Origin of the sequence: Arthrobacter sp. zg-Y1110 (assembly GCF_025244865.1) — a bacterium.
Lineage (GTDB): Bacteria > Actinomycetota > Actinomycetes > Actinomycetales > Micrococcaceae > Arthrobacter_B.
Window position 1 is genome coordinate 282,437 of sequence record NZ_CP104273.1, and the last position, 25,083, is coordinate 307,519.

Annotated in this window: 19 protein-coding genes; 6 read left to right on the plus strand and 13 right to left on the minus strand. The window is 64.6% G+C overall.

Annotated features, from left to right (window positions below):
* Positions 1-24: 24 nt before the first annotated feature.
* The 12 genes from N2K99_RS18245 to N2K99_RS19110 all read right to left on the minus strand — a co-directional run bounded on the left by N2K99_RS18245 (position 25) and on the right by N2K99_RS19110 (position 16,961).
* Positions 25-474, minus strand: coding sequence for a hypothetical protein (locus N2K99_RS18245; RefSeq protein ID WP_227934650.1), 450 nt, complete (start codon positions 472-474; stop codon positions 25-27).
* The gene (locus N2K99_RS18250; RefSeq protein ID WP_260554888.1) at positions 471-1,556 is read right to left on the minus strand and encodes a hypothetical protein; all 1,086 of its coding nucleotides are present in this window, start codon (positions 1,554-1,556) and stop codon (positions 471-473) included. Before N2K99_RS18250 ends, N2K99_RS18245 begins: the two co-directional genes overlap by 4 nt.
* A gap of 287 nt (positions 1,557-1,843) precedes the next feature.
* On the minus strand, positions 1,844-4,357 hold the full coding sequence (locus N2K99_RS18255; protein WP_227934652.1) for an ATP-binding protein: 2,514 nt from the start codon (positions 4,355-4,357) through the stop codon (positions 1,844-1,846).
* Positions 4,358-4,360: 3 nt separating this feature from the next.
* Positions 4,361-5,431, minus strand: a complete 1,071-nt coding sequence (locus tag N2K99_RS18260) for a hypothetical protein (RefSeq protein WP_227934653.1) — start codon at positions 5,429-5,431, stop codon at positions 4,361-4,363.
* Positions 5,432-5,454: 23 nt separating this feature from the next.
* Positions 5,455-6,060, minus strand: coding sequence for a hypothetical protein (locus tag N2K99_RS18265; protein ID WP_227934654.1), 606 nt, complete (start codon positions 6,058-6,060; stop codon positions 5,455-5,457).
* Positions 6,061-6,182: 122 nt separating this feature from the next.
* Entirely contained in the window at positions 6,183-6,695 is a 513-nt protein-coding gene (locus tag N2K99_RS18270; RefSeq protein ID WP_227934655.1) for a hypothetical protein, read from the minus strand.
* 49 nt (positions 6,696-6,744) lie between these two features.
* Positions 6,745-8,601: a PD-(D/E)XK nuclease family protein gene (locus tag N2K99_RS18275; protein ID WP_227934656.1), complete on the minus strand. Its 1,857-nt coding sequence runs from the start codon at positions 8,599-8,601 to the stop codon at positions 6,745-6,747.
* A gap of 543 nt (positions 8,602-9,144) precedes the next feature.
* The gene (locus N2K99_RS18280) at positions 9,145-12,294 is read right to left on the minus strand and encodes a hypothetical protein (RefSeq protein ID WP_227934657.1); all 3,150 of its coding nucleotides are present in this window, start codon (positions 12,292-12,294) and stop codon (positions 9,145-9,147) included.
* A 159-nt stretch (positions 12,295-12,453) separates the two neighbouring features.
* Positions 12,454-13,290 (minus strand): HTH domain-containing protein, encoded by an 837-nt coding sequence (locus tag N2K99_RS18285; protein WP_227934658.1) that lies wholly within the window; start codon positions 13,288-13,290, stop codon positions 12,454-12,456.
* Positions 13,283-13,786: a hypothetical protein gene (locus N2K99_RS18290; protein ID WP_227934659.1), complete on the minus strand. Its 504-nt coding sequence runs from the start codon at positions 13,784-13,786 to the stop codon at positions 13,283-13,285. The genes N2K99_RS18285 and N2K99_RS18290 overlap by 8 nt, the downstream gene beginning before the upstream one ends.
* Positions 13,783-14,802, minus strand: a complete 1,020-nt coding sequence (locus N2K99_RS18295) for a hypothetical protein (protein ID WP_227934660.1) — start codon at positions 14,800-14,802, stop codon at positions 13,783-13,785. The genes N2K99_RS18290 and N2K99_RS18295 overlap by 4 nt, the downstream gene beginning before the upstream one ends.
* 89 nt (positions 14,803-14,891) lie before the next feature.
* The gene (locus N2K99_RS19110) at positions 14,892-16,961 is read right to left on the minus strand and encodes an AAA family ATPase (protein WP_308036474.1); all 2,070 of its coding nucleotides are present in this window, start codon (positions 16,959-16,961) and stop codon (positions 14,892-14,894) included.
* Between the two features lie 120 nt (positions 16,962-17,081).
* Here N2K99_RS19110 and N2K99_RS18305 point away from each other — a divergent pair, with 120 nt between their 5' ends.
* From N2K99_RS18305 to N2K99_RS18315, 3 genes are all read left to right on the plus strand, one after another.
* A complete protein-coding gene (locus N2K99_RS18305) occupies positions 17,082-17,750 on the plus strand; it encodes a hypothetical protein (protein ID WP_227934661.1) in 669 nt (222 codons plus the stop codon).
* Positions 17,751-18,024: 274 nt separating this feature from the next.
* Positions 18,025-19,374 carry a J domain-containing protein gene (locus N2K99_RS18310; RefSeq protein ID WP_227934662.1) on the plus strand — a complete coding sequence of 450 codons (1,350 nt, stop codon included), beginning with the start codon at positions 18,025-18,027 and terminating at the stop codon, positions 19,372-19,374.
* A 42-nt stretch (positions 19,375-19,416) separates the two neighbouring features.
* Complete coding sequence (locus N2K99_RS18315; RefSeq protein ID WP_227934663.1) at positions 19,417-19,587, plus strand: hypothetical protein; 171 nt, start codon at positions 19,417-19,419, stop codon at positions 19,585-19,587.
* Between the two features lie 328 nt (positions 19,588-19,915).
* Here the strand turns inward: N2K99_RS18315 and N2K99_RS18320 are convergent, their stop codons facing one another.
* A complete protein-coding gene (locus N2K99_RS18320; protein ID WP_227934664.1) occupies positions 19,916-20,707 on the minus strand; it encodes an MBL fold metallo-hydrolase in 792 nt (263 codons plus the stop codon).
* A 282-nt stretch (positions 20,708-20,989) separates the two neighbouring features.
* Here N2K99_RS18320 and N2K99_RS18325 point away from each other — a divergent pair, with 282 nt between their 5' ends.
* From N2K99_RS18325 to N2K99_RS18335, 3 genes are all read left to right on the plus strand, one after another.
* Positions 20,990-22,048, plus strand: coding sequence for a hypothetical protein (locus N2K99_RS18325; protein WP_227934665.1), 1,059 nt, complete (start codon positions 20,990-20,992; stop codon positions 22,046-22,048).
* A gap of 146 nt (positions 22,049-22,194) precedes the next feature.
* Entirely contained in the window at positions 22,195-22,491 is a 297-nt protein-coding gene (locus N2K99_RS18330; protein WP_227934666.1) for a hypothetical protein, read from the plus strand.
* A 260-nt stretch (positions 22,492-22,751) separates the two neighbouring features.
* The gene (locus N2K99_RS18335) at positions 22,752-25,082 is read left to right on the plus strand and encodes a transglycosylase domain-containing protein (RefSeq protein WP_227934667.1); all 2,331 of its coding nucleotides are present in this window, start codon (positions 22,752-22,754) and stop codon (positions 25,080-25,082) included.
* The last annotated feature ends 1 nt before the right edge of the window (position 25,083 follow it).

Sequence of the window (25,083 nt, forward strand, 5' to 3'; positions counted from 1 at the left end):
GCCGGGGCGATGCCCGGCACCTGGTCAGGCGTCCGCTGAGGCGGTTTTGCCGGCCTTGGAAGTCCCGGCGCTCCGGGAGCCCGTCTTTTTCGTTTCAGGGGCTTCAGCGCTCTTCGGGCGGCGGTTGAAAGTGAAGATGTCCTTCAGGCTCAGGGTCCTTTCGGTAACCCAGGCACGGTGCAGCGCGTAGGTTCCGCCGATGACCAGGACCAGCGGCAGGGCGTCGGCGTACACGCTGAAGGACAGGCCGATGACGGCACCCCAGCGGTACCAGTGCCGGGCCTCGCCGGGAAGCAGGATGATGCTCACGATGGCCGGGATGGCCAGCAGCAGCGGGTACATCCACATGAAGTGCGCCTCGGGCAGGTGGGCCGAGAAGACGAGGCGGATGTGGGCGATGGAGATGGCGGCCGTCACGAACCAGCCGAATGTCTTCAGCCAGAAGGGAGGGAGGTTGCTGATTGAAATGCTCATGCGGCGGGGGCCTTTACGTCGAATTCGGTCATGGTGGTGATCAGCCGGTCGAGCTGTTCGTAAATGTCGTTCTCGGTCATGCCCAGCCGCTGTCCGGGGTGGGCAAGGACGCGGGCGAAGACTTCGGGGGATTTCAGGACGGTGATCCGCCGGCCGGCAAGCCGTTCGTCCCGGTACTCGGAGCCGGTGGTGTCGAAGGAGGAGTACGCCTCGAATTCCAGGGCGATGAACGTTTCGCAGGTTTCTGCGGCCAGACGGGCCCAGCCTTTGCCGGTACCCAGTGCCCGGACGCTTGCACCGAACAGGCGCAGGACGTTGCGGGAGGGGCGTGCCCGGTCGGAGACGGCGGCATCGACCAGGACCTGGGCAACCTTGGGAGGTGCGCTGGCGATGGCGTCCATCTGGTCGAAGGAATAGTTGTCCCAGAGGGCCAGCAGGCCTTCGTCGACGGTGAACGGGTACGGTTCGGATTCGATCAGTGCCCGCATTGCGGAAACGGAACGGTGGGCCAGCTCGGGATTTGAGTCGAGCATTGCCTTGAGCCTTTTGCGCTCGGGCAGCGGCGGCCGGGTGACGGCCGGGACGCGGTATCCGTGCATGATGGAGGCAGCCGACGCCGAAAGCTTGGAGCTGTCGCGAAGGTGGCGCTGCTTGGACCGCAGCCAGTCTGCTGCGTCCGTGAAGGTCTCGCCGGCTTCGGCGGGGTCCCCCGCACCTCCGACGGAGGCGGAATGGAACGCGGTGTGCGAGATCGGAGGCGGGGTTTCAGCGAACCTGTCCTTGTCCGGGACCGGGTCGATGAGATCCAGCCTGGCTCCGGTACGGACATGGATGTTGCGCAGCAGGGAAGACCTTGCCGTCCGCAGGAGCTGGCGCGCCCAGGCAGTTGACGAGGTGTTCAGGGCCAGGGTGAGATCGAATCCGCCTGCCTCGCTCTGCATGATCTTGCGGTAGAGCAGCTCCTCCATGTCGGCCTGGAGATCATCACGCAGCTGCGGATTCTGAACGGTCTTCTCACGGGCTACAGTCCGGGCGATGCCGGAGGCGTGCAGGGAAGCAGCAATGAGCTGCCTGGCAGCCATTTCTTCGATGGCGCCGGAGGCGTACTGCTGAAGTACGTCTCGGCAAGTGGTGTCTGTGGTTATAGTCGGCTGCACATGAGCTATGTGTGCGGCTGACCCTGGAAGTGTGCCCACTTGGGGCATGTGAATTGCGTCACCTACCTCCGGGATCTCCCCTGCGGCGGCGACGGACTGAACCGGTGTCTGCGGTCCACGCCCCCTATGTGTGCGGCGCGATGGAGTTTTCTCACCGCGGAAACGGCGAAGGGCCCGGAGACATCTGCCCCGGACCCCTCGCTGCCGCAGTCCTAGATGACTGCCAGTGCTGCTTCCTGCCTGCGTTCAAGTTCCCGGGCCAGTGCTGCTTCGTCACGGCGCCGGATGTCGTCCGGGCTGGTGGAGGACAGTGCCAGGAAGCTCTTGGGCAGGACGATCTCCACCGGGACGGCCCGGCCGGCAAGGTCGGCGTAGATGCCGATCGCACCGCGCAGAACACGCCGCTCCGGATCGTTGGGATCACGCAGTGCCTTCATGGAGTTCCAGTTCAGGGCCACCGATTCGCCGTCGCCGATCTCTGCCTTGGCGGTGATGCGTGCCATGCGCTCCGGTGTCGGATCGAGCTTGAAGAGCTGGCAGGCGGCGCGCGCTTCGGTGGCATCCTCCACGGGCAGGATGAGTCCGCGGGAGATGTAGCCGGTCAGTTCGGCCTTCAGCGCATCCGATACACGCTGGGTGTACAGCTCCGGAAGCACGTTCTGGGAACGGGCCAGACGTCCCAGACGCTCAACCTCGGACTTGCCTGCACCCAGGAACACCCATGCCTCATCGAGGTGGATTGCTCCGCCGCGGCCGGTGAGGGCCATGGCGGAACCGAACACCATCATGCGCACCAGTGCCAGGCAGACGCGCTGCATCAGGGTGGCCTGGCCGATTGCGCCGGGCTCGGGCAGATCCAGGTGGGAGTCGCCGACCTTGATCAGGGTGATGCCGTCGTGGATGCGCAGCCCCTTGGTCTTGGGGTTCATGCCTACGCAGGCACGGAACATCGGGGAGGAGTCGGCCAGTTCGAAGACCGGACGGACCAGTTCCTCGGTCGCCTTGCCGGCGTCCTGGGCAATGTGCAGGGCCTGGCCCACACACTGGGCACCGTTGGCGACACCGTAGGACAGTGCGTTGTACACAGCGACTTCGAACCGGGCTGCGTTGCCGCCCCACGGGTCGATGGCCGAGAGCATCGACGCGGCCATTTCCACGCCGACCTCCGGACGGAGGGAGAAGCGGATCGGGTCGAACACACCGTCGGAGTTCGCCAGGTCATCAAGGGAGCTGACCTGTCCGCCGGCGGCCAGGACCGTAGGGCTGTGGTCCGAGCCCGTCTTGGGGTCGATGATCACCTGGGGTCCGCCCATTTCGGAGTACTGGACTGCCTTCCACAGCAGGACCTGGGATTTACCGGAGCCGGTGCCGCCCACGTTCAGGAAGATGGGAAGGCCGTCGGCGGTGGAGGCGGCGGTCGGGGACACGTAGGCCGGCTGCTTGTCGCGCTCGGTGAAGCCCAGCAGGGCGCCGGTCTTGTCACCGACCGTGGACAGGGACTGGATGCCCGAGCATGCCACCGTCTGGGAGGGAAGGTCGTGCAGGTTCGGGTTCGCCCTGATGTAGGAGCACAGCATCATTTCCGCGAGGGCCTGGCGCTGGCGGAAGTTCATGATGCGCAGGTTCGCCTGCGAGTTGCCGCCGGCCTGGGTGATGTCCTCGACTTCGCCGTCGAAGGCGATCAGAACGGAGGCATCCACCAGTGTCGGGGAGCCGCCGTTGGAGCCGTAGACACCTTCGACGTCCTCGAGGGTCTGGAGCATTTCGTCCTGCTCCGCGCGCTCCATCTTGTGCTGCTCGACGCGTTCACGGATGTCGTCCATGTAGCGCTTGCGCTGGCGGCGCAGCTCCGCGCGGGTGATCTTCGCCGGTTCGATGCCGGCACGGATGGAAATCGCAACAGCATCGTCGTCCAGCAGACCCGTGGCCCAGTGGGCCTTGGTGTCCGTGGGGGCGATGAAATCGAACTCGAAGTCCTCCAGCGTGGCGAAGGTCAGGGTCCGGTGGTTGGGGATCTCGGGCCATTCGTGGCACTGGGTGCGGCCGGCGTCATCAGCCATGCGCACGGCCTTGGCGTCGGAGAAGACGTGCAGGTGGTCCGAGTGGGGAAGATCCACCGTGTCCGGGAAGTGCCCCTGGTTCCACCACGAGTTGGCGATGGAAAGCTCTTCGGAGCTGGGCGTTGTCAGGCCGCAGCGGGCCAGGGCGGCATCCACCTTCTTCAGGTCGACGTCGTAGTCCGAAAGCGGCGCGCCGCCGACGGTGAGGGTTTCGGTGACCGACTCGATGGCAGCCTTCAGGCCGCCGGATCCGCCGACCTTGGAGGCCAGCTTCACGGCAAGGAACAGCATGCGCTTCTCGGTGATCTGTGCCGGGAAGGAACGCTTGAGGAATTCAGCCATCGGGTGGCCGGTCGGGTTGAACAGGCGGTTCAGGTTCACCATCAGCAGCTGCGTCTGGCGGTAATCCTTACGGGCCATGGCCCGGCGGGTCACGGTCACCGGCGTCATTGCGGAGAGCTCGTCGTACGCTGCAAGCAGCGGGGTGAAGACGTTCATGCGCTCATCGACGCTCTTGGCATCCACGACCGGTTCCAGCGGAACACGGCGGATCAGCCAGACCGAACCGTCCACGCCCAGCAGCCGGCCGTCGGGAAGGCGGGTGCGGAGCATGGTGGGTACGGAAACATCAATGAGCGGGGCCTGTGCGGGGGGCTTCTTGGCCATGGACTACTTACCTGACTCTTTCTTCGTTTCTTCAGCCGGTTCGGCAGCCTCTTCGCCCGTTTCGATTGCTGCGGAGGTGATCTTGCGGCCCTCGACGGCGTTCATGTAGGGCTTCAGGTCTTCGCCGGTGCCGACTCCGCCCCAGGCCACAACCTGAGGAGCGGCCGTATCGGCGTTGTGGATCAGCACGTCGTAGGTGACGGTGGAGAGCTGCTGGCCGCGCGAGACGGCCTGGGAGTCCCACTTGATGCTGAATTCGATCTGGGCGACGACGGTCTTCGGGCGTTCGCCGTCGTCCGCGTTGGCGTCCATCGGTTCCGAGGCGACCATGTTGATCTGCACGTCGCTGGCCTTTGCGTGAACCAGCGGGACGTAGGAGCGGTTGGCTGCGGTGTCGCCCACTGCCAGGCGAAGGACGTTGGGGTCCCCGGAGGTGAAGGCTTCAACCCACGCCTCCACGGCCTGGGTGAGTTCATCGGATTTGGTGGCCGGCTCCAGGTTCGGCCAGGAGTTCAGGTTCGGCCAGGCGGAGGTCTCATCCGGTGCGCGCGGGATCAGCGTCGGCTGGCCCATGACCTGGGCACCGCGGACCTCGTTGTAGGCGACCTGGACCTGCGTGGTGTAGAGGGCGCCGGCGGTGGTGACGATGGTCATCGTGTGCAGCTGCAGGCCCTGGACTTCGGTGGACTGACCGGTGTCCGGGTTGGTGGTGATGGAGGGCTCGGCCTGCACTTCGGCGCCGTCCCATGACAGGAGCCGGCCGCCGGGCAGCGGTGAAGGATCGGCGGCGAGCCATTCCTCCACCGCTGTCATGGCAACAGCCTTCGTCGGAGAACTGACCGTCTGAGCCACGGCGGGCGGCGGCGGTTCCTCCTCCATGATTTTGGGCAGCATGGCAATGTTGGCAAGCAGCGATACGGGCATCAGGCCGATGGTCGTGTAGATGAACAGCCGGTTGAACTTCATCCGCTTGCTGGACTTGTCGATGAACTCGATGTCGGCGCGGGGAAGTTCCTCGACGCCCTGCATCCAGAAATTGTCCTGGGGCGCGTTTTTATTCGTCTTGCGGGCCATGGTCTGCCTTCTGGTCGGGGGTACTAGGAGCGCTTGAGCAGTTCGGCTGCCGTGATGAGCTCTGCCTTCTGCTCTTCGCCCAGATCGTTTGCTGCCCGTACGACGCCCAGGCCGGCCTTGTCTGCGCGTGCCGGAGGTGTTGCGGTATCCACGGCTTCGAGTGCGTGCAGCAGGCCCCATACGGCCTTCAGGCGGCTGCGGTCCATGGAGGCGGCAATGACGCCGGCTTCCCACGGGCGGGTGGCCAGTGCGTCCACGACTTCGTCCAGGTCCGCGAGGGCGGCAGCGGCACTGCGCGGGGCGGTCATGATGGCTGCGGTCAGGTCCGCGACGTCGTCGGTGGATCCGGCCAGCACCGCGGCGATGGCGCGGGTGGTTTCGGATGCCTCGTTGACTTCCAGGGCCTTGGCGGCCACACGGCGGAAGGACGCCTTTGAGGAGGCGGGCTTCGCGGCGCGGGCGCGGCCGGCACCGCTTTCGGCAGTGTCACCGGGCTCGTTGTCCAGGTCGTCGATGTCGGTTTCGGCTTCTTCGGCAGCGGTGCCGTCGTAGCTCTCGTCCAGCTCGGGAAGTTCGTCCAGCGGCGCCGGGGTGAAGCCGTATCCGCCGTTGTAGGTGTTTTCGCTCATGAGTGCATCTCCTTGTAGATCAGATCTGCCCAAGGACATGCGTAGACACTTCGGTGACGGCTGCAGAACGCAGAAAACCCCCTCCGGCCGAACGGGGCCGAAGGGGGTTTCGAGGGGTAATGCTACTTGCGCATCTTGGCCTTGGTCAGGGCCTTGCCTTCCGCAGCGTCGTAGTCCGGGTCAATGCCCAGGTCTTCGATGTGCTGCAGGATGCGGAATTTGCGGGTGGCATCCTCATTGGTCTGCATTTCCACCCACACGAGTACGCGGTGGCCTTCCAGGCTGCGGATCTGGCGGCAGAACTCCAGTGCCTCCGGGTTGTTCTCGGTGATTTCGGTGCGGACCGATTCCACGCCGTCCTCGTTGAACTTCGAGGGGGTGGTTTTCAGGCCGACGAAGCCGCGCTTGGAGGAGGCTTCCTTGGCAACGTGCAGGACGGTGCCGGAGAAGACCTTGCAGCCCTGGACCATTTCGATCGTCTTGGCCAGGTTGGAGTTCTCACCCAGCAGGATGGTGAGCTTCTTGGTGTTGGCGCGCAGACGGGTGTTCCAGTCCACGAGGTCTTCCCCGACGGGGCCGGTCATGTTGACCGCGGCGAGGATGATTTCGTTGCGGTCTTTGGTTTCAAGAGCCATGATTCTTCTTTCGTTGGGGTGACGCTGGGGGTGGGTGGAAAGCGGTTGGCTACGCGCCGTAGGCGAATTCGTCCTCGTCGTCGTCGGCCGGGAACTCCAGGTCGTCGACGGTGATCGTTACGGGCTTCGGCTTAGCCTTGGGTTCGGGCTTCGGGTCCTCTTCGAACTCGTCCGCCTCGGTTTCGTCCTCGGCAGGTGCCGGGACCGGCTTCACGACGCGGCGGGCGGGCCGGGCCTTGCGTGCCACGGGAGCAGGCTCTTCCTCGGCGGCCTTTTCGGCTTCGGGCTCAGCTGCTTCAGCGGCCGGCTCGGGGACGACGCTCAGCGTCGGGCCGGTGGACAGGTTGCCCCACGGCTCGGCATCCTCAACGCCTTCGAAGACGTAGTGCGCGACGGCAACGATGGAAGAGCAGCGCTTGACGGCCTTGGACACCCATTCATCCCAGGCTTCCTTCGGCTGGCCGAAAGGCATGGGCATCGTGGCGAGCACCGAGCGCAGGGCACCGCGCAGGCGGGTGTTTGCGGCGTCGGCCATGGACGTCGAACCGGTCCATTCGTCCTGTGCGGTGACAATGACGTGGCGGAACGTTGCAGCCAGCGCCTTGACGTTCTTGCCGGTGACGGGCTGGCCTGCCTTGTGCAGTTCTTCCAGAGCCATTTCGGCGATGCCGAAGACACCGATCGCGGTGTAGGAGATCGGGTTCAGCTCACCGTTCTTGGTGTAGGTGTCCCAGGGCTTGCCTTCAATAATTGCCATGTGTTCCTCTTCCGAGAGTTCGTCCGGGTTCTGCCCGCTAATCCCTATGTGTGCGGCAGACTCAGCCGCTCTCCCCAGTGCCGCTGCCTCTTCCGGGTGGTCGTCTTCATCCGGAGGGAAGAACGTGACCGTGTCGCTGGAGTCGTCGTCAAGGCGGTCCGCCACCGCTGCCGGCGCCGGAACAACGAGCCCCGGGCGCAGGGTGGGGATGCCCAGGTCGGTGGCCGAGGGAATCTGGTCCGCGACCTTCTCCGACACCTTCTTGCCTTCGGCCTTGGCCACCGGGCAGGAGTTCACCAGAGGGCACCAGCCGCACAGCGCGGAGACCTTCGTGGGGAAGGCCTGGGACTTCATGTAGTTGTTGTGGCGCTTCCAGGAGAGCTGGAAGACCTTCAGCGTCTTATCCATCGCCCGCTTGGACAGGTCGATGTCGCGGGACTTGCCGAACTTGGTGTAGAGCACCTTGCCGGCCACCGGCATTTCACCGAACTCGATCCGGACGGACTCGCCGTAGATCCGTACCTGGTCCCCGTGGTCGTCGCCGAAGTAGGTGTTCAGCACCTTGCCGGTCTTGTAGTCCTCGGGGATCAGTCCGGTGACGCCGTCGACCGTGCCTTCGGAAATGCGGTCGATGAAGCCGACGGTCGGGACGTCGCGGATGACGACGCCGTCGATCTTGTGCTCGCGGCCCTTGACGATGATCGACTTGGGATCCTCGATGACGAAGATGCCCTCGTAGGCGGTCATGACCTCGCCGATCCAGCGGGAGCGGGCGATCTTCACTGCGGCGCGGAGAGCATCCGAAGCTCCGGGGTCGTCCGCCCACATCTTGTCGGCGTACCGGACGGTGATCTTCTCGGCCTCCCGCATGGTCCGCTGGTGTCCGGGAAGGGCGTAAAGGTCCTCCAGGACGGCGTGGGCGCTGGTGCCCAGGGGTGCGGGCGCGAAGGGGTCCTCATCGTCGCTGCGCAGCAGGCGTTCGCCCACCCAGCGTGCAGCGCAGGACTGCATCGACTTGGACGTGGAGGCAGACAGGGCCTTACGGCGCAGCTGGCTGTCGATGAGGCTGTCATCGGTGACGACAAGTTTCTTGCCGTCCCAGGCGACCTTGTCGCGGAGCAAAGGCGGCTTCAGCGTAATAGTGGTCATATAGTTTCTATGCGCCAAGATCGCTGATGGGTGACAACTTTTTGTGCCGACCGGTCCGCCAACCGGAACCAACCGGGTGCCGACCAAAGAGTCGGTGAAAAAATCCGCGGAATCTAGGGGCAAAAGAGGGGGCCCCTATATAGAACCAACTTAACCAACCTATTAAGAGAGATATATATATAAGGGGGCCCTATGTATGTTCCTTCGCAGCAGATTCCTATATAACCCTTTCTCTCTTATGGAGGCCTCCCCCTCCTGTCGGCAAGGTTGGTTTAGTCGGCAGAATTTCCAAAAACCCCGGAATCACGCGGCAAAACGGGGTACCGGCACCTCGTTATGGGTCGGTTTATCGGTTGTTTTCGGTCGCCGGACGGTTGGCAGGACCCCTTCAGGGGGCTGTTTCGGGCCGTTTTCACCCCAAAACGCGCCACCGCGGCACTGAGGGCGCAACGAAACGGTGCTCTCCTACCCCCCCCTGCGGATACGGGAAAGGCCCCGTCCGCATGGACAGGGCCTTTCCGGGGTTGTGCCGGCAGGCAGCGGTTATTCGATTTCCGAGATCTCCTGGGACTCGTCAATGCGCTTTCCGCCCTGCAGGATCACGTCCACCTCGATGGGCACACCGGAGATACGGCGGTCTCCCACGGGCCTGCGGACCGTTGACAGCAGGGTGCCGGAGGAGTTCCTGGACCGGGGAATGTAGCTGGGAGCCAGCTCTTCATCCCACACGGATGCCCACGCCGAGCCGGTTCCCTGGCCGTAGGGAATCAGTACCGGGTAAGCAGCCTGGGCCTTGGAGAAGGCGGTGTGGACATCGAAGAGGATTACCTTGCGCGGAACTCCGTCGCTGTCATTCGCCGTGATGACCGTACCGATCGACATGCCTCCCGGGCGGGGCGTTCCGTCGCTGGATCCGCCCATCCATCCGAGACCGTGGTTGGCCAGGGATTCTCCCCTGTCAGTTCCTTCGATCGGCGGCCGGTTGGGGTCGTCACCGGAGATGACGTGGGCTGCGCCGGATGCCAGGAGGGCAGACAGTGCGCGCACCAGGGAGATGCCCGGCGCAGCCTGCTGGTTCTCCGTGTGGGCCTTGTTCACGAGCTGGATGATCTCCCCGCCGAGGCGGTTGACGGAGAACAGGCGGATGAAGTCGGTGCCCATGTCCAGTTCCTGTGCCAGCTGCTTCAGGATCTCGAAGGTCAGCAGGACGTCGGCGGCCAGGGACGTGGTGCGCTCCAGAGAACCGGAGGCGGCGCCGAGCTTCTCCATGATGGTGCTTGCCGTGGACTGGACCTGAAGACGCTTCTCTTCAAGGCTCGTCATGTAGTTTTCCCAGCCGCCGAGCGTACCGATGGCAGAGCGGCGGATGTAGCGCAGCACGTGGGAGGTGAAGCGCGCCTGCACACCGTCGTTGCGGGCCATCTTGTTGATATGGCTGGTCGGGGCCTTGGACGGGTTCAGCTTGCCCGGGCCGATGAACACCGGGATGAGGCGCTCCTTGGCCGAAGGAGTCGTCAGCTCATTCTCGGCCGTCATGATCAGCTGGGTCATGGGCTTGTTGGTGCGCTTGGCCGTCATATCCGCGTTCATGCGGCCCTTGCCGGCGTTGTTGAAGATCGCGCGGGTCATATCGGAGAGCTTGGCGTCCTCCTGCTCGGCCTGGCGCTTCACCGAGGACGGTGCCATGTCGTCGATAACCCAGATCGGGGTGTACGCAAGGGCGTTCTCGATGGCGGCCGCGGTGTCCTTGGCCTGGCCGGGCAGCTTGTCCTGCCAGTCCGACTTCGTCCGGGCCCAGAAGTACATCATGCACTGGGCGGTCCAGGACTTGCCCTTGCCCTTCGGACCCCACAGGTAGATGGAGGTGCGCGGGCGCAGGGGAATCGTCGGGCGAAGGGCCACGGCCAGCACGAGCGCAGCGGTGGAGTCCTCGGTCCATGCCTTGTTGGTCACGTAGGCATCCACGACGGCCTGGAAGTCCCTGCGGACCATTTCCCGGTACGCTTCGTCGTCGTAGTCCCCGTCCACGAGGTCGCCGACGCCGTAGTGCTGGGCCACCGGAACCTTGCGGTCGTCGACGCCGCAGACAGCGGTGCCGTTCAGGTCGGCGTCGCCGATGACCTGGTCGCCGATGAGGTACACGGGGTCTCCGCCTTCAACGGGAACCCAGCCCATCTGCATCCACTTGGTCTTCAGGACGGTTTCCTCGGAGCGGTGCGCCTTCACTGCCGTGATCCACGCTTCGCCCTTCTGGGCGCGCGGCGGCCAGTACGGGTGGCGCTGCAGGTCCCACGGGATGACCGCACCCTGGCGGTGCCAGTCGGCCGGCATGTAGCTGAGGATGTGCTCCGGGCCGGTGACGATGGCCTTCTGCTCGCTTCCGCCCGGACCTGACCAGGCGACCTCGACCTCAACCTGGGAGTCCTCGACGTCGGTGAGCTGAACATTCGGGTTGAACAGCCCGGTGCGCAGTTCCTGGTCGGTGGGCTGGCGTACGGACTCCCGGCTCAGGATGCGTCCGCCCAGATCGACGACGGTGCGCCATTCGTAGCGGCCGACGGAACCGCCGGGGCCGTCATTGACGGCTACGCACTCTTCAACGGACAGTCCGTTCTTGGATACGCGCCAGTTGCCCGGGCGCTCCTCTTCGCTGCGCGGCGGGGCAGCGGGCATGTTCGGGGTCAGCTGGGCCACGAGCTGGTCCCAGGTACCGACCTTGGCGAGGTAGTCGTCCACGCCGGCCTTGGCCATTTCACCGTCGTCGCCGGAGTTGATTTCCGGGTTCAGGAACAGGATCTCGGACATCTTGGACTTCTCGTCCAGCTGCAGGAACAGCTTCTGCGCAGCTGCGTGGACGTGGGGGTTCACCGACAGGTCGGCGTCGAAGGCGATCCAGCCGATGCGGCCCTTGAGGGCGATTTCGCGCCAGTCCATCGGGTGCTGGTGGGCGTTGTGGATGCCGGCAATGGAGATGATGAGGATCCGGTCCTCTTCGGGAATCCGGTCCATCAGGGTCCGCAGCGCGGCGACGGGGTCGGCAACACCTGCGGACTTCAGCTCATCCCAGCTCGCACCGTTGGCGTGCAGGTAGGCGGACAGGGCGGCGTCACCCTTGAGCATGCCTTCGGCAAACATGACGACCGGGGTGGTGTCGATCCAGGCCACGGGGGTGGCCGGGTGCAGGTCCAGAGGGGTGACGGCATCCTTGACGAATTCGTACTTCATCGGCTTGCCGGACTTGTTGAAGGACGGGAATTCCGGGCGCAGCTGGTAGGTGAGCGGAATGAGCTCTTCCTGGCGCCGTTCAGCGATCTGCAGGCTGGCCACGGAGTACCACGGCATCTGCATGGCGTCCTTGCCCGGTTTGGCCAGACTGGCCTTCCAGCGCCGGCCCTGGTCGGTGGTCGCCTTCACGCCCATGGTCTTGAGTTCTTCGGCGAAGTTGGTGTGGTCGATGCGCTTGTAGCCGCGGGCTGCTGCGACCAGCGGGGCGACACCCGAATCGGCAAGCTTCTCGGCTCCGGAGCCGGCAATGTGGGAGTGGTAATCCTCTGCCGTCCAGGACGGGAGGTCGGGGAGGCTGAAGCTGACGCCGTTCAGTGACGGGGCCTGCCGGGTTGCTGCGGGAGTCTGGGCGCCGGCGTCCGATGCCGATTCGGAGGTCGTCAGGCCGGGCTCTGTGTTCTGTTCCATATATGTTTCTATGCGCCCCGGGACCTGACGGGTGACAACTATCGGCCCGAAGTGCACTCGGCTGCCCCTGCGGGTCGGTTCAGTCGGCAGAGTCGGCGTCTGCGGCACGGAAAAGGGGGCCGGACCTCCGCCCTGACCCCCTTCCGTTACTGCCCGTGCCTAGACGTCGGAACCGCTGATGTCGAACTCCTCCTGGGCGACGGTGACCGCGTACTCCTTGATCTTGCGGATGTACGAACGGGCCGTGGAGCGGGAGACGCCCATGGCGTCGGCGATCTCCTCGACGCTGGAGATGCGGGGCGGGTATTCGGTGCCGTACAGGCCGCCCAGCCACAGTTCCGCGGCGGTGCCCAGGCGCTTGTTGTGCTCCATCGTGCGCTGGACGAGCATCTTGATGAAGCGCGGCCCCTCCACCGGATGCAGGACGAACTCGGTGTCGATCGGCTCGGCACGGTCGTGGTCGTCGACGTCCGCGCAGGCACGGTAGGTCCGCAGATCCTCGACTGTGGCGATGACACCCTGCTTCACGGCATTGGACCGGGTCCGGCGCATCTTGTCGTTGTGGCTTTCCACGACTTCGCGGTCGGAGGGCTCCCTGCGCATTTCCATCCGCATCGAGTCACGGGTCTGGTTCAGCAGCCGCACCCGGCGAAGGGCCGAGGTCATCTCGGCTGCCGGCGCCATTTCCCGGTCAAGGTAGTTGCGTACGACCTGGCGGGAGCGCAGCTTGAGCATTGCCTCCCAGACTTCGACACGCTGCAGCTCGTCGTCGTCTTCAAGGTGCTCCATGAGCATCTTGTAGGCTTCCTCGGCAACCATGGAGGTGAAGTCGTCGCCGTGCACGTCAACGGAAACACCGAAATTACGGCACAGGGACCAGGCGATCTGTTTGAAAAGGCCCCAGCGTTCGGAAATGAATGTATTTATCAGACCGGGCTGTGCCCTTTTGTCGGCAGCAGCGATGCCACGGATAACGTCCCGTGTGTTTTCAGTCAACGCTGCAGCTCCTAGTGTGGGGGAATCCGCTCCATGGCGGGTCTTTCTTTGGCTCGAGTGCATCAAGCCAGGCCGTATAACGGCGTCCGCCGGCGCGGGGATCCAGCAGCCAGCCGACATTTACGAGACGACGGTCAAGTTTAGCCCCTGTAACCGACAAAACGTGATCTACCACGGCCTCTGCCTTTCCTTTTCCCCAGCCGGGCTGATAACGCAGGAGCATTCCGAGCCGGATACGAAGCAAAGGGCGGTATTCCTTGGTGCCTGCAGCCCTGAGGACATCTGCCACCGTGGCCGGTTCCGGCTGTGCGGGCATGACCGGCAGGACCTGGCCCTGCAGGACCTTGGCCATCTCCGCCTCGAAGAGCTCAGGGACGATTTTCCCGCTCTCCGGATCAGTGATCTTCACCCTCGCCAGCCACCCCGCCCGGCAGCGTGCTGCTGCCCGGGCGGCGGCATTGAGCCCGGCCTGGGTATCCACCGCGGCCCCGGTCACTGGCCCCGGCCCCTGCTGAAGTCCATGGTCTCGGGCATCAAAACCGTTGCACGGGCCATGGCGTCGGGGCTGACCGTCATGGCCGCCTCTGCCCGGTTGATGGAGAGCCGGTCCTTGGGGTAGACCTTCCGGTACTCGGACACGATCCTGGCCAGGTCCCGGTTCCCGTCGGGCAGGTTCCTTGCGATCTCCCTGATCTTCGGCCCGATGTGCGGATCGCCGATCTTGCGGCGGATCTGGGTTTCGGCGTCACGGCGCAGGTGCTTGGACATGTACTTGAGCGGATCGACCCGCAGGAAGCATTCGGGCGCCAGGCACAGCTCAATGAGCCGGAAGACCGAGCCGGGCTTCTTATCGTCCCCGAACATCATGAAGTCCTGGATTTCGTCGATGCTGATCTCATCGAGCATCGGCTGGAAGGCTCCGGAGGTTTCGGCGATCTCGTGGCTGACATAGGCGTGGGCCTTGTACAGCTCCTTGCGCAGTTTCGGCTCCAGGCTCTGGAGTACTTCCCACAGTGCTTCCTTGCCGGCAGACGCAATGGCTTCCAGGGACCTGATGACCTGGGCCCGGGGCGCTGTGCCGACGAAGACCATGGCGGAGAGCGAGGGAACGTCCTTGACCATGGCCACAGGGCTCCCACCGGCACGGCAGACGACCCTGGACTGGCCGGCCATCGTGTGTCCCATGCCGCGGGAGCGGTAGGTGACCGGAAGTCCGGACTCGGTGACCAGGACGACCATGGGCGTATCCCAGTCGTTGCGGATCGGCATCAGCAGTGATTCACCGGTGCCGAAGGCCTTGTCTTTGCGGCCGACGTTGATGAGGGGGCGCAGCCACGTCCATGCCGGAAGGGCAGCAACGCCGGCGCGGTCGGGAATGGATTCACGGTGGGCGAGCAGCTCCTCGGCTGCCCGCCCGTGCATGACTGCCTGAAGGCGGTCACACAGGATGTCGAGGTTGGGATGCCTGTCGCAGGCTTCCTCAACTTCGATGATTTCGGCACTCAGGCCCATCAGTTTCCTGTCTGGTGGTTCATTGGTACGTGGGGGTGCTACTGCTTCTACTGCCGATGACGGCTAACTGATGCTGCTGCCGGTTACCGCTACTTCTTGCCGAACACCTTGGCGAAGAAGCCGCGCTGCACTTCTGCTTCGGGCTTGAACTCGGCGTCGGCGCGGAACGCCTCGTTGCCGGTTACCCGCAGCAGGGCCCTGCTCATGAGGGTGCGCAGATCCTGGCTGCCGATGTTGATCCGGCCTGCGTTCATGTCCTGCTGGACATCGAGGTCGGTGGCGATGGTGCCGAGGTAGTTGCCGACGCCGCTGAAGTATTTGGGCATCGTCGCGGCAACCGGTTCCTGCTCCGGGTCGACCTTGTTGACCATGATCATCAGGCGGTCCTGGGGGACACCGTTCTTGATGAAGGTGCGCAGGCGGCCGTTGAGGTTGTTCACGCCGGTGTTGGACATGTCGGTCACGCCCATGCCCCACGCGTCGTGGACCAGCGCCGGAAGCAGGATCTGGCTGACGACTCCGGTACGGTCGTTGGTTTCGATGATCTGGGTGTCCAGGATGACCAGGTCCGCGTTGCGGCGGGCGAAGGCAATGACGTCCAGGTACAGCTGGTTGGTCACCACGGACGGGTCGTTGATGTCGTCCGGCGGTGCGGCGATGAAGGCGAAGTTCACGTGCCCGAGGATGTCTTCACGGTTCTGGTTGATGACGTCGGGGGTAAGCACCGCTGAGCGGATGTTGCGGATCGCGGCATCGTAGATGGTCGGCAGCGAGGTGCGGTTCAGGCGCAGGTAAGTGCGCAGGTCGCCCTGGCCGGAGTTGCCGTCGATGAGGATGACGCGCAGGCCGGCCGCGGCGGCAACGTGGGCCATCTGCAGCGACGAGGTGGATTTGCCGACACCGCCCTTGCCGGAGAAGTTGATGATGAATGAACCGAGCCCTGCAGCGGAGCGGCCTGTGCCGGCCAGCTTGGAGGCTTCGAAGTTGTCGAAGATCGCAGAGGCGTCCTCGACGTCGTACATATCGCGCAGCGGACGGCGTTCAGCCGTCCACGCATCGCTGACTTCACTGCGGGCCGGGACTGCCAGCGCTCCGGAACGCACGGGAGGTACCGGTGCCGTTTCCAGGGGAGAGAGTTCCTGTTCCTCCCATGCGCCGTAAAGGGCCGGGGCTGCCGGAGCAGGAGCTTCGTAGCGGACCGGTGCCTCGTAGGCCACGGGGGCGGGCGCCGGTGCCTGGTAATGAACCGGCTCGGGACGGACAGGTTCCGGCCGGGCACGGTAGACGGGCTGGACGGGTGCAGCAGGTGCCGGGGCAGGGGTGTCCCAGTCTTCGGCGGCAGGTGCAGCAGCAAGCGCGCGGGCCTCGCGGCGGGAGAGCGGCTGTGCAGCAGGTGCGGGGGCAGGGGTGTCCCAGTCGTCAACGACAGGGGCCGGGGCCGGGGCCGGGGCCGGTGACGCCGCAGGAAGGGGTGCCGGTGTGTCCCAGTCGTCCAGGATGTCGATCGGGGCGGGCAGCGGTGCCATCGCCGGTGCAGCAATGGTGTCCCACTCATCCGACATTGGTGCGGCAGGTTCAATGTTCACCGCCGAATGTGAAGGAATTTCCTTTTCCGGCACATCCCAATCGTCATTCGGGGTTTCGGTAACAGTTTTTGGTGTAACAATGGGTTCAGGGAATTCGTCCTCTTCTTCTTCAAAGAGGTCGTCGAATTCCGGCATGGCAAGCCCGGGCGCCTGGGATCCGAAGGATTCGGGGAAGACGGTATTGCCTGCAGGAGAATCAATAGCCGGAAGATTCAGGGAACCAAGAAGCTGGTTCACGGTAAAGGGCTCAATGAGTTCCGTAACATTGGGCGAGACGATTACCGGATTGTCAGCATTGCGCAATACTGAAGCGGAAATCGGGGCACCCTGCTGCTTGGCAGTCTGCTGGACACGGTCAATCCATGCCCGCAGGCCCGGAGCGGGAATGTCCGCCACGACCATCGGGAAAGCTCCGGAGGTTGTTAGTTCGGCGCGGATCGCTGTTGCAGCGCTCCGGAAGTCAGGACCTGTCACGACCCTTACCCCGCACCGGGTGAGGGTCTCGGCAAGGGCGGGCAGCTCAATCAGGCCGATGATGGGCTGGTTTGATGCTGAAGGATCAGTTATGTTCACATCTACCTTCTATGCGTCCCGCTGCCTGACGGCCGGTTCGGCGATACTCCCTGCCGTAAACTTAAACAGTTCCGGCTTACAGCCACGAGCAATTTCTTTGCCATACCGAGGAGTTTTTTGATGGATCAGAAGGACATCGACTGGGTCAGCCGTTGGGTTGTCGCCCAGTGCGAGCCCTTGATCGCCACCGCCGTACGGCAGGAGATCGACGAGCATTTTGCCGGCATCGCCGCCAGCGACCCTCTGTGGCTTTCGGCATGGGCTTCCGGGCTCGTTTCCGACCTGGTCCGTTCCCTCGACCCCGAGGATCCGTGGCGCAACCTTGAAGTGGACGGCGACCGCGCCCTGCTTCCCGACGGCTCACCGTTCGGCACCTGGGTGGATGCCACCGACATCGTTCCGCCCTCCGTCCCGGACCGGCGCTCCGACCTCGGCCTGGCAGCCGTTGACATGCCCTTATCGGCACGCTCAGCCGAACTCATTGCCGTAGCCGCCGGCGGATGGCGCCGGACACTGGACTGGTTCCGTGACAACCTGGCCACCGCACCGGTGCTGGAAGGCGACCGGGCGGCCGAACTCCTGACCACCGTTGAAGAAGCCATCCGCTGGGCAATGTTCCGCCGGCGTCTCTTCGCAGGTATGGAAGACCCGTTCATCCCCGTCAGCGCAGTCGCATGGATCTCGCGCGCCGGCAAGATGGTCAACGGCGAGGCGTGGGACGAAGCCCGCGCGGCCCGCGTGCTGGAAAGCAACAGGATCCACCCGGGAACGTACGGCCAGTTCGTCTAGAGAGTCCGCCCCTGCCGCACACATAAGGGTTATGAAAGCACTGTTCTTCGTATCCCTGGCCGCGCTGCTGGCAGTACCTGTCACGGCACTCTTCTTCTTCATTTACGCGTACATCCAGTCCCCCTACTGAGGCGGCGGGCACTTTCCTGCCCTCAGCCGCACACATAGATCCGGTGAGCACCTCATCAGATCCTTTCCGGACCCTGCCTGCAGGCCGGTCCGTGCTGTCTTCGTCCCTTGACCGCGTCCGCATGCCCTTCCGGGGCGTGCAGGGGTGAACAGCTACGAGGTCCTGGGCGTACGGCCCGACGCCACCCACGACGAAATCAAAAAGGCCTACCGGGCCCTGGCCCGACGCACCCACCCCGACGTCGGCGGGGATGCCATGAAGCCTCTTTTCCTCTCGGTCACCAGTGCATGGGAGTCCCTCTCGGACCCCGACAAGCGCGCTGCCTACGACCGGGCCAACGGGCTGGGCCACCCTGCGACTCCTCCCCCGGCACCGGATCCTGCTCCGCGGGCTGACCGGCGAAGCGGGCCCGATACGCACGGCGAAGCCCCGCCTGAAAGTCCCGACTTCGAGGACTTCTGGGCAGGAGCCGGTCCCGCCGGAGCGAAAGGTCCGACCAGGGACACCCGCCCTCCGTCGGCTCCCCGAAAGCAGGCACCTGCCCCGGCAGAGCGTTCCTGGCGTGAGATCTTCGACACCACTGTGCAGCGCCGGCGGCGGCACCCCCTGCCGGTGGCCATCGGGGTCCTTTCCGCCGCGTGGGCAGCCCTTCTGATCTTCCTGGGACTGAAGGAACTGATCCTTTCCGGCCCCGAAGGTGTCCTTCCCCGCGGATCCGGAGTCCTGACCTACGCTGTGTGCTGGGTCGCCGGAACATGGCACTGCAGCCGCCAGGTCCGCGGGGGTACGGGCATCGGATGGGGGCCGCTGACGGCCGCCGGCGTAGGCGCACTCACTTTCTGGGCGCTGAACCGTGCGCATCTGGGCGCCTCGGCCGCCGCGGTGGCTGCAGGACTGGTGCTCAGCCTTGCCGTTGCCGCCTGGCTGCGCCGCCGTATCAATCTCAGGGAGGCCGGACAGGGTCCGGGTTCCCCGGGCATCACTTCCTTCAACCGGCCGGATGAGTCACCTGAGGAGGCCGAGGCGCGGCGCATGACCCGCCGGGTGCTGGGCGAGCTGCTCAAGACCCCGGGTACAAGGGTGCTGGAGAACGCCCCGGTGCGCGGCCGGGCGGTAGCCCAGATCATTATCAACGGGACAAGGGTGGCTGTCGTTGACTCCCGGATTCTGCCTGACTGGGTCCATGAAGACCTGACGGGCGACCTGTCCGTAGACGGGGCGAAGGTCATTCCGAATATCGAAACGAGCATTGCCGGTGATGTGGCCGACGTCCGCTCCAATGTGCGCAGCGTCAGGGGCTGGCTTATTGTCCACCCCTCGGAGAAGGGCAGTGCAGATCTGAAGCCGGTGCGCGGTGTTCCGGTTACGGCGGCGTCACCGTCAGAAGCACTTGAGCAGATCGGTGCCTGGCTGGCCGAGGGCCCCAAAGCCGGGCTCATCGACCCTGACCTGGCCTACCGTGTCATCCGGGGCGCCTCCCCTGCTGTCCGCTAAGGGCCGGGGAGTTGCCGGACCCCTTCCGCACACATAAGGGGCATGGAAACCAACCTTGCAGAGAACGAAACAGACATCCGCAGCATCGGCACCGCCGTGCTGTGCAACGACCAGGGAAGCCCGGTGATTTCCGAGCTGTCAGCAGATGACGCCTGGACGGTTGCTCAGCTGCAGGATGCCGAAGAGGAGCCCATGCTCCGCGACGCTGCCTGAGACCCGGAGCACGGACGCTGCTCAGCCCGCGCCGCGTGCTCCGGGATCATCCGGGTCCTCATGTGCCGCACAGGTGCGGGCTTGAGCTCGGCGGCGGCGCTTTCTCCGGTGCCGCAGGTCGGGCACATAACGACTTCCTCGATAACCCACCCCTCCTTGCGGGCCAGGCGCAGGGAAATCATCTGCGGGTATTCGTAAACTTTGACTGACTCATGCGGGCAGGGCATTTCGGCCGTTCCATCGCACTGGACACTGGTTATGGTCATGATCTGAATAGACATCGTTGTGCTCTAATTCCCCGGGTTTGAACGAAAAAATGAATGAATGATCAGCGCTGTGCGGCTGAAATGAATGCGGCGGTGCTGCCGTGGAACGCAGGACCGTGGCCCGGAAGGATTACTGACGCCTCGGCCGGAGCCAGCAGATCGACTGCGGACCTGGCTGCCTGGAGGTCATGGTGGAACATCGGGTGGAGCATCTGGGGCCCGTCCCGGTGTGCGAGGGCGTGCCCGGTAACCAGGGCGTCTCCTGAAACGAGGACTCCTGAGCCGGGCAGGTGGTAGGCCGTGTGTCCGGGCGTGTGCCCCGGGGTAAGCACGGGGACGGGCGATCCGGGCAGCTCCAGCATCCGGTCGGCATCCCAGACTTCCGCTTCCCGGATGTCGTTGGGCGTCATGCCGCCGGACCGGGCTGCATGAAGGGCCCAGCGGAATACGGCGGGGCGCCAGAGATACGGCAGTGCCGACCCGATGGTGACCTGGAACTTCTCCCTGCCGAGCATCGAGAGGTGTTCGCCGGCGCTGGAGAGGATGGGCGTACCGAATTCCTCGGAGAAGTACTGTGCGGATCCGGTGTGATCCGTGTGGGCATGCGTAATCAGCATGGCCAGTGCATTGCCGGGGGTCAGTCCCAGGGACTTGATGGACCCGAGTACGAGCGGCAGGTCGGAGGGGTAGCCTCCGTCAATGAGGGTGAATCCCTTGTCGCCGCGGATGATGACCCAGTTGGATCCGGGCCCTTGGACGAGGTAGACCCCGTCGGCTGTTTCGAGGGGTGCTGAAGCTGATGCGTTTGCGATGGCTGTGCTCCTGGTAAGCCCGCTTCCGTGCGGGCAGTGCATATAAGGAAAACAGCCGTTCGGGCATCCGCCAGGTGGGCCTTCTAAGAAGTATTTCAGCTGCACAGGCATCCGCCGGCGTTTTAGCTGCATAACCAGTATTACATGCAGTTACATCTAGTTTGCACGTTTCGGATGTGACGTCTGTCATGTCCGAAATAGCTGTATGTGGGTTTTGCTACACTGTGCGAAACCGGTCGTTTCTTGGGTTTTGAAACAGCCTGTCTATTTTTATCAGGATTTGCGTAACTACGCGCGCTCAAGCAATGAGGATGGAAGTAATACGTGGATCAGACGATGGAAACCAAGGGCCGCTGGGTCCTCATTGACACCCTCCTGGACGACCAGTTCAGCCTCCTGAGCATCGGCGACATCGACTACGCCGAGGCAAGCGTGCGAAAAAACCTCGACGTCATCGGCCGCGAGCTGTTCATCCCGCGCATGAAGGAGGTCTGCGCCGAGGTCCCCTTCATCGAAGAGGAAGTGGAGGCGCGCGGTGCCCGGTGGACCGTCCGCGTCCAGGCCATCCTCTCCCCCATCAACAAGATTGTCCTTGCAGTCCTTGCCATCTACGTCCCCGCGGGCGAAACGATCCCCGAACCGCCCGTCGTAGGCGGCATCGAGTGGAAGGTCATGGACGGCGGCAACATCGACACCGTCTGGGACGACAATATGTTCGCCCTGTACGAGGTTCCGCGCTCCGGCGCGGGCAGCGCGACCGGAGACATGAACGGCTGGGTCAATTACCTCATCGCCCCCGAGGACCGGGCCCGCATGAAGGTGGTCATCGACAAAGGCCTGGCCGATCCCGACGGGCTGCGCCACACCGTGGCTTTCCGGATCCTGACGGGCACCCGCACCGACAACCCCGGATCCAAGCAACTGGAGACGGTCTCGCGCGTCCTGGTGGATTCCGAGCGCGGAGTGAAATGGCTGCGCAGCATCGCCCGCGAAGTCACCAATCTGACCCCTGCCCTGCCGCAGGAAATGGACAACCAGAGTGCCGCCCTCGTCCGCGCCGCCTTTGACCTGATAAGCAACAAGGCCATGTTCGCTGTGGACACCTCGACCTGGCAGGTCTTCATGACCTCTCCGAAGTGGCACGAGTTCGGCCTGCAGCGGCCCCGGAACAGCTACCTGCCGCACAGCATCCACCCGGATGACTTCACAACGTTCGCCAGCCTCTGCTCCGAAGGCGGCTCCGGCGGCGCCGTCATCATCCGCGGCCTGCAGGAGGACGGCAGCTACGCCCCCTACAGTGTCACGGCCAGCAGCGGACACTTCGACACCCGGGGCAAGCGGTACGTCATCGTGGCGGTCATCCGGGCCGAAGACGCCGCCTAGGCCCCGGCCGGCACGGACCCAGGACCGGCACCCGAACGCGGGTGCCGGTCCTTTGCGTACCCCGGGGAGAAACAGCAGGGGGTCCGCACACATATAGCTCAACAACGAACCCCGGCATCAGGCCGGAACGAAAGTGAGCGCATCCCATGTTTGAACTCCTTGCCGGCCCCGCATTCTTCATCGCCCTGCTGATCACAGGCGCTGCACTGATCGCGCTGGCTTTCGGCATGAGCCCCCGCACCCCGGCCCCCGTGCCGGTCCCTGCCGCTCCTGTTCCGACCCCCTCGAAGGTTCTCTCCCAGGTTGGCTTCGCAGAGGTTGACGGCCGCGTCGTAGCGTTCCGCTCCGTAGTCCGCCAGGGCGAAGACCTCACCGACCAGCAGCTGGCCGCCTTCCAGTCCCACCTGCTCGCCCCGGCACCCCGCTCGTCATACGCCGCCTAACCCCCTCCCGATCTGAAGCCCGGCCGGACGCCATGTCCTGCCGGGCTTCACTGCGTGGTGAGAGATACCGGAGGGTCCGCACACATAGCACCGGAAGGGTCCTCGGGCCCTCCCCGGACTGACCTCCGCAGCACAGGCAAGGACCCTGACGGCAAACCGTCAACGAGACTGCCGCCGGCCTGCCTGCGCATGGGGACATCAACGGCACACCCCGTCGCAACGGCGAAGGGGACCACAAGCTTCAAGGAGCACCACCACCCGTGAACGATCCCCGCCATGAGCCGGCAACCCTGGACAGCCTCCTCGGCGAGCCCGATGAGGACACCGGGACGAAGAAACCCCGGGGCAGGCGGCTGGGCGCATTCGCGGGTGCCGTCGCCATCGTGGCACTGGCTGCCGGGTCCCTCATCGCCCCTGCCGCCACCTTCGCCGCCGGCGCCGCATCCTCCGCTCTCAACTACTGGGAGGACCTGCCCACCGAACTTCCCCTGGATGTGGCACTGCCCCAGCACACGGTCCTGCTCGATAAGAACGGCAAGGAGTTCGCCCGCTTCTACTCCGAGAACCGGATCGACGTGAAGCTTGAGGACATCTCCGAGCACTTCACCCAGGCACTGGTGGCCACCGAGGACGTCTCCTTCTACGAGAACGGCGGCGCCGACGTCAAGGGCATCACCCGGGCGGCCGTGGCCAACCTCATTTCCGACTCCACCCAGGGTGCATCCACCATCACCCAGCAGCTGGTCCAGAACATCCTGCTCAACAACGCCCGGGATGAAACCGAAGCCGCCGTCGGCACCGGCACCAGCTATAACGCCAAGCTCCGCGAGATCAAGTACGCGGTGAACCTGGAAAAGCAGCTGAGCAAGGACGAGATCCTCAACTCCTACGCCAACACCGTTTACTTCGGCCAGGGCGCCTACGGTGTAGAAGCAGCCTCGAAGATCTACTTCGGCACTTCAGCCAAGGACCTGACCAGCGGCCAGGCTGCACTGCTCGTCGGGTTGGTGAAGGGCCCGAACATCTATGACCCCTACACCGCTCCCGAGCTGGCGAAGAACCGCCGCGACACAGTGCTTCACCGCCTCGCCGCCGTCGGGGACCTGACACCCGCAGAGCTCGAGGCTGCTGTAGCAGAGCCCCTTGGCATCCTGCCCGAGCCCGGGAAGATCCGTTCCGGCTGCGATCAGTCCGACTACCCGTTCTACTGCTCGCTGGTCCGCAAGGAAATCCTGGACGACCCGGCCTTCGGCGACACCCGCGAAGCCCGTGAAGACCGCCTGACCCGCGGCGGCATGACGCTGACGACCGCACTGGATCCGAAGGTTATGAATTCCTCCCAGCAGGCAGTGGACGAAGCCCTGGGTGCCGGCAACCGCGGAGCCCTCGGTGTCGCCGTCGTCATCCCCGGCACCGGCAAGATCGTAGGCATCGCACAGAACCGTGAATGGGGCGCGGGAGATAACGCAACCGAAATGGTTTACGCCGACCAGGCGTTCCAGCCCGGATCGACCATGAAGCCGATCGCACTGGCCACCGCACTGGAGCAGGGTATCCCTGCCACCACCCGGTTCAACGCAGTCAGCCCGTACGTTCCTGCGGCACTGGACTTCCCCGACGGCGGCTACATCAACTACGGCGGAACCGACTGGGGGGTCATCGACGCCCGCGGGGCCATCAAGGTTTCCTCCAACACGTACTTCATCCAGCTTGTGGAACGCACCGGCGTCCTTTCCGTTGCCGATATGTCGGCACGGCTGGGAATCACGACCCTTCCCCGCACCGGTGAACGCGCCATCCAGGGGCGGGAGGCATCCCTCGTCCTGGGCGCCTACGAGGTCAGCCCCATCGAGCTGGCCAACGCGTACGCCACCTTCGCCGCCGCCGGCGTCGAATGCACACCCCACGCCATCGTCTCCGGCATCCGCACCTCCTCCGGCGAATCCATCCCGACCCCCGATGCCGACTGCCACCAGGCGATAGCCCCGGCCGTCGCGAACACCGTCGGGGATGCACTGAAGATGCCGTTCACCTCGGGCGGCACCCTCGAGTCCCTCGGCGGCCTCGCAGGACGCGAATCCGGAGCGAAGACCGGTACGACCAACGACTATGCGGCCAACTGGATCGCCGGCATCACACCCCAGTACTCCACCGCAGTGTGGCTCGGTGACCCCCGCGGCGGCTCGCAGCACCCGCTGACCGTCCTGCAGGCTTACGGCCAGACCTTCTACAACCTGACCGGCTCGGAAGTTGCAGCACCGGTCTGGAAGAGCGTCATGAACGGCATCCACCAGGGCCTGCCGGCAAAGCCGATGCCGAAGGCCGACGACGCCGCCACCAGCTCCACCACGGCGTCCTCCATCCCCGACGTACGCGGAATGGGAACCGATGAGGCGGTAACCCTGCTGCTGGCCAACAAGCTGACGCCCGTCATTTCCGAAACCACAGCCAAGGCCAGCCGGCTGCACCCCAAGGACACGGTGGTCAGCCAGACCCCGGCGCCGGGCAGCACATCCGGGTACCGCCAGGAAGTGGTCCTGACCCTCAGTTCCGGCTCCACCACAGCCATCACCCTTCCGGAAGGCAAGTAGC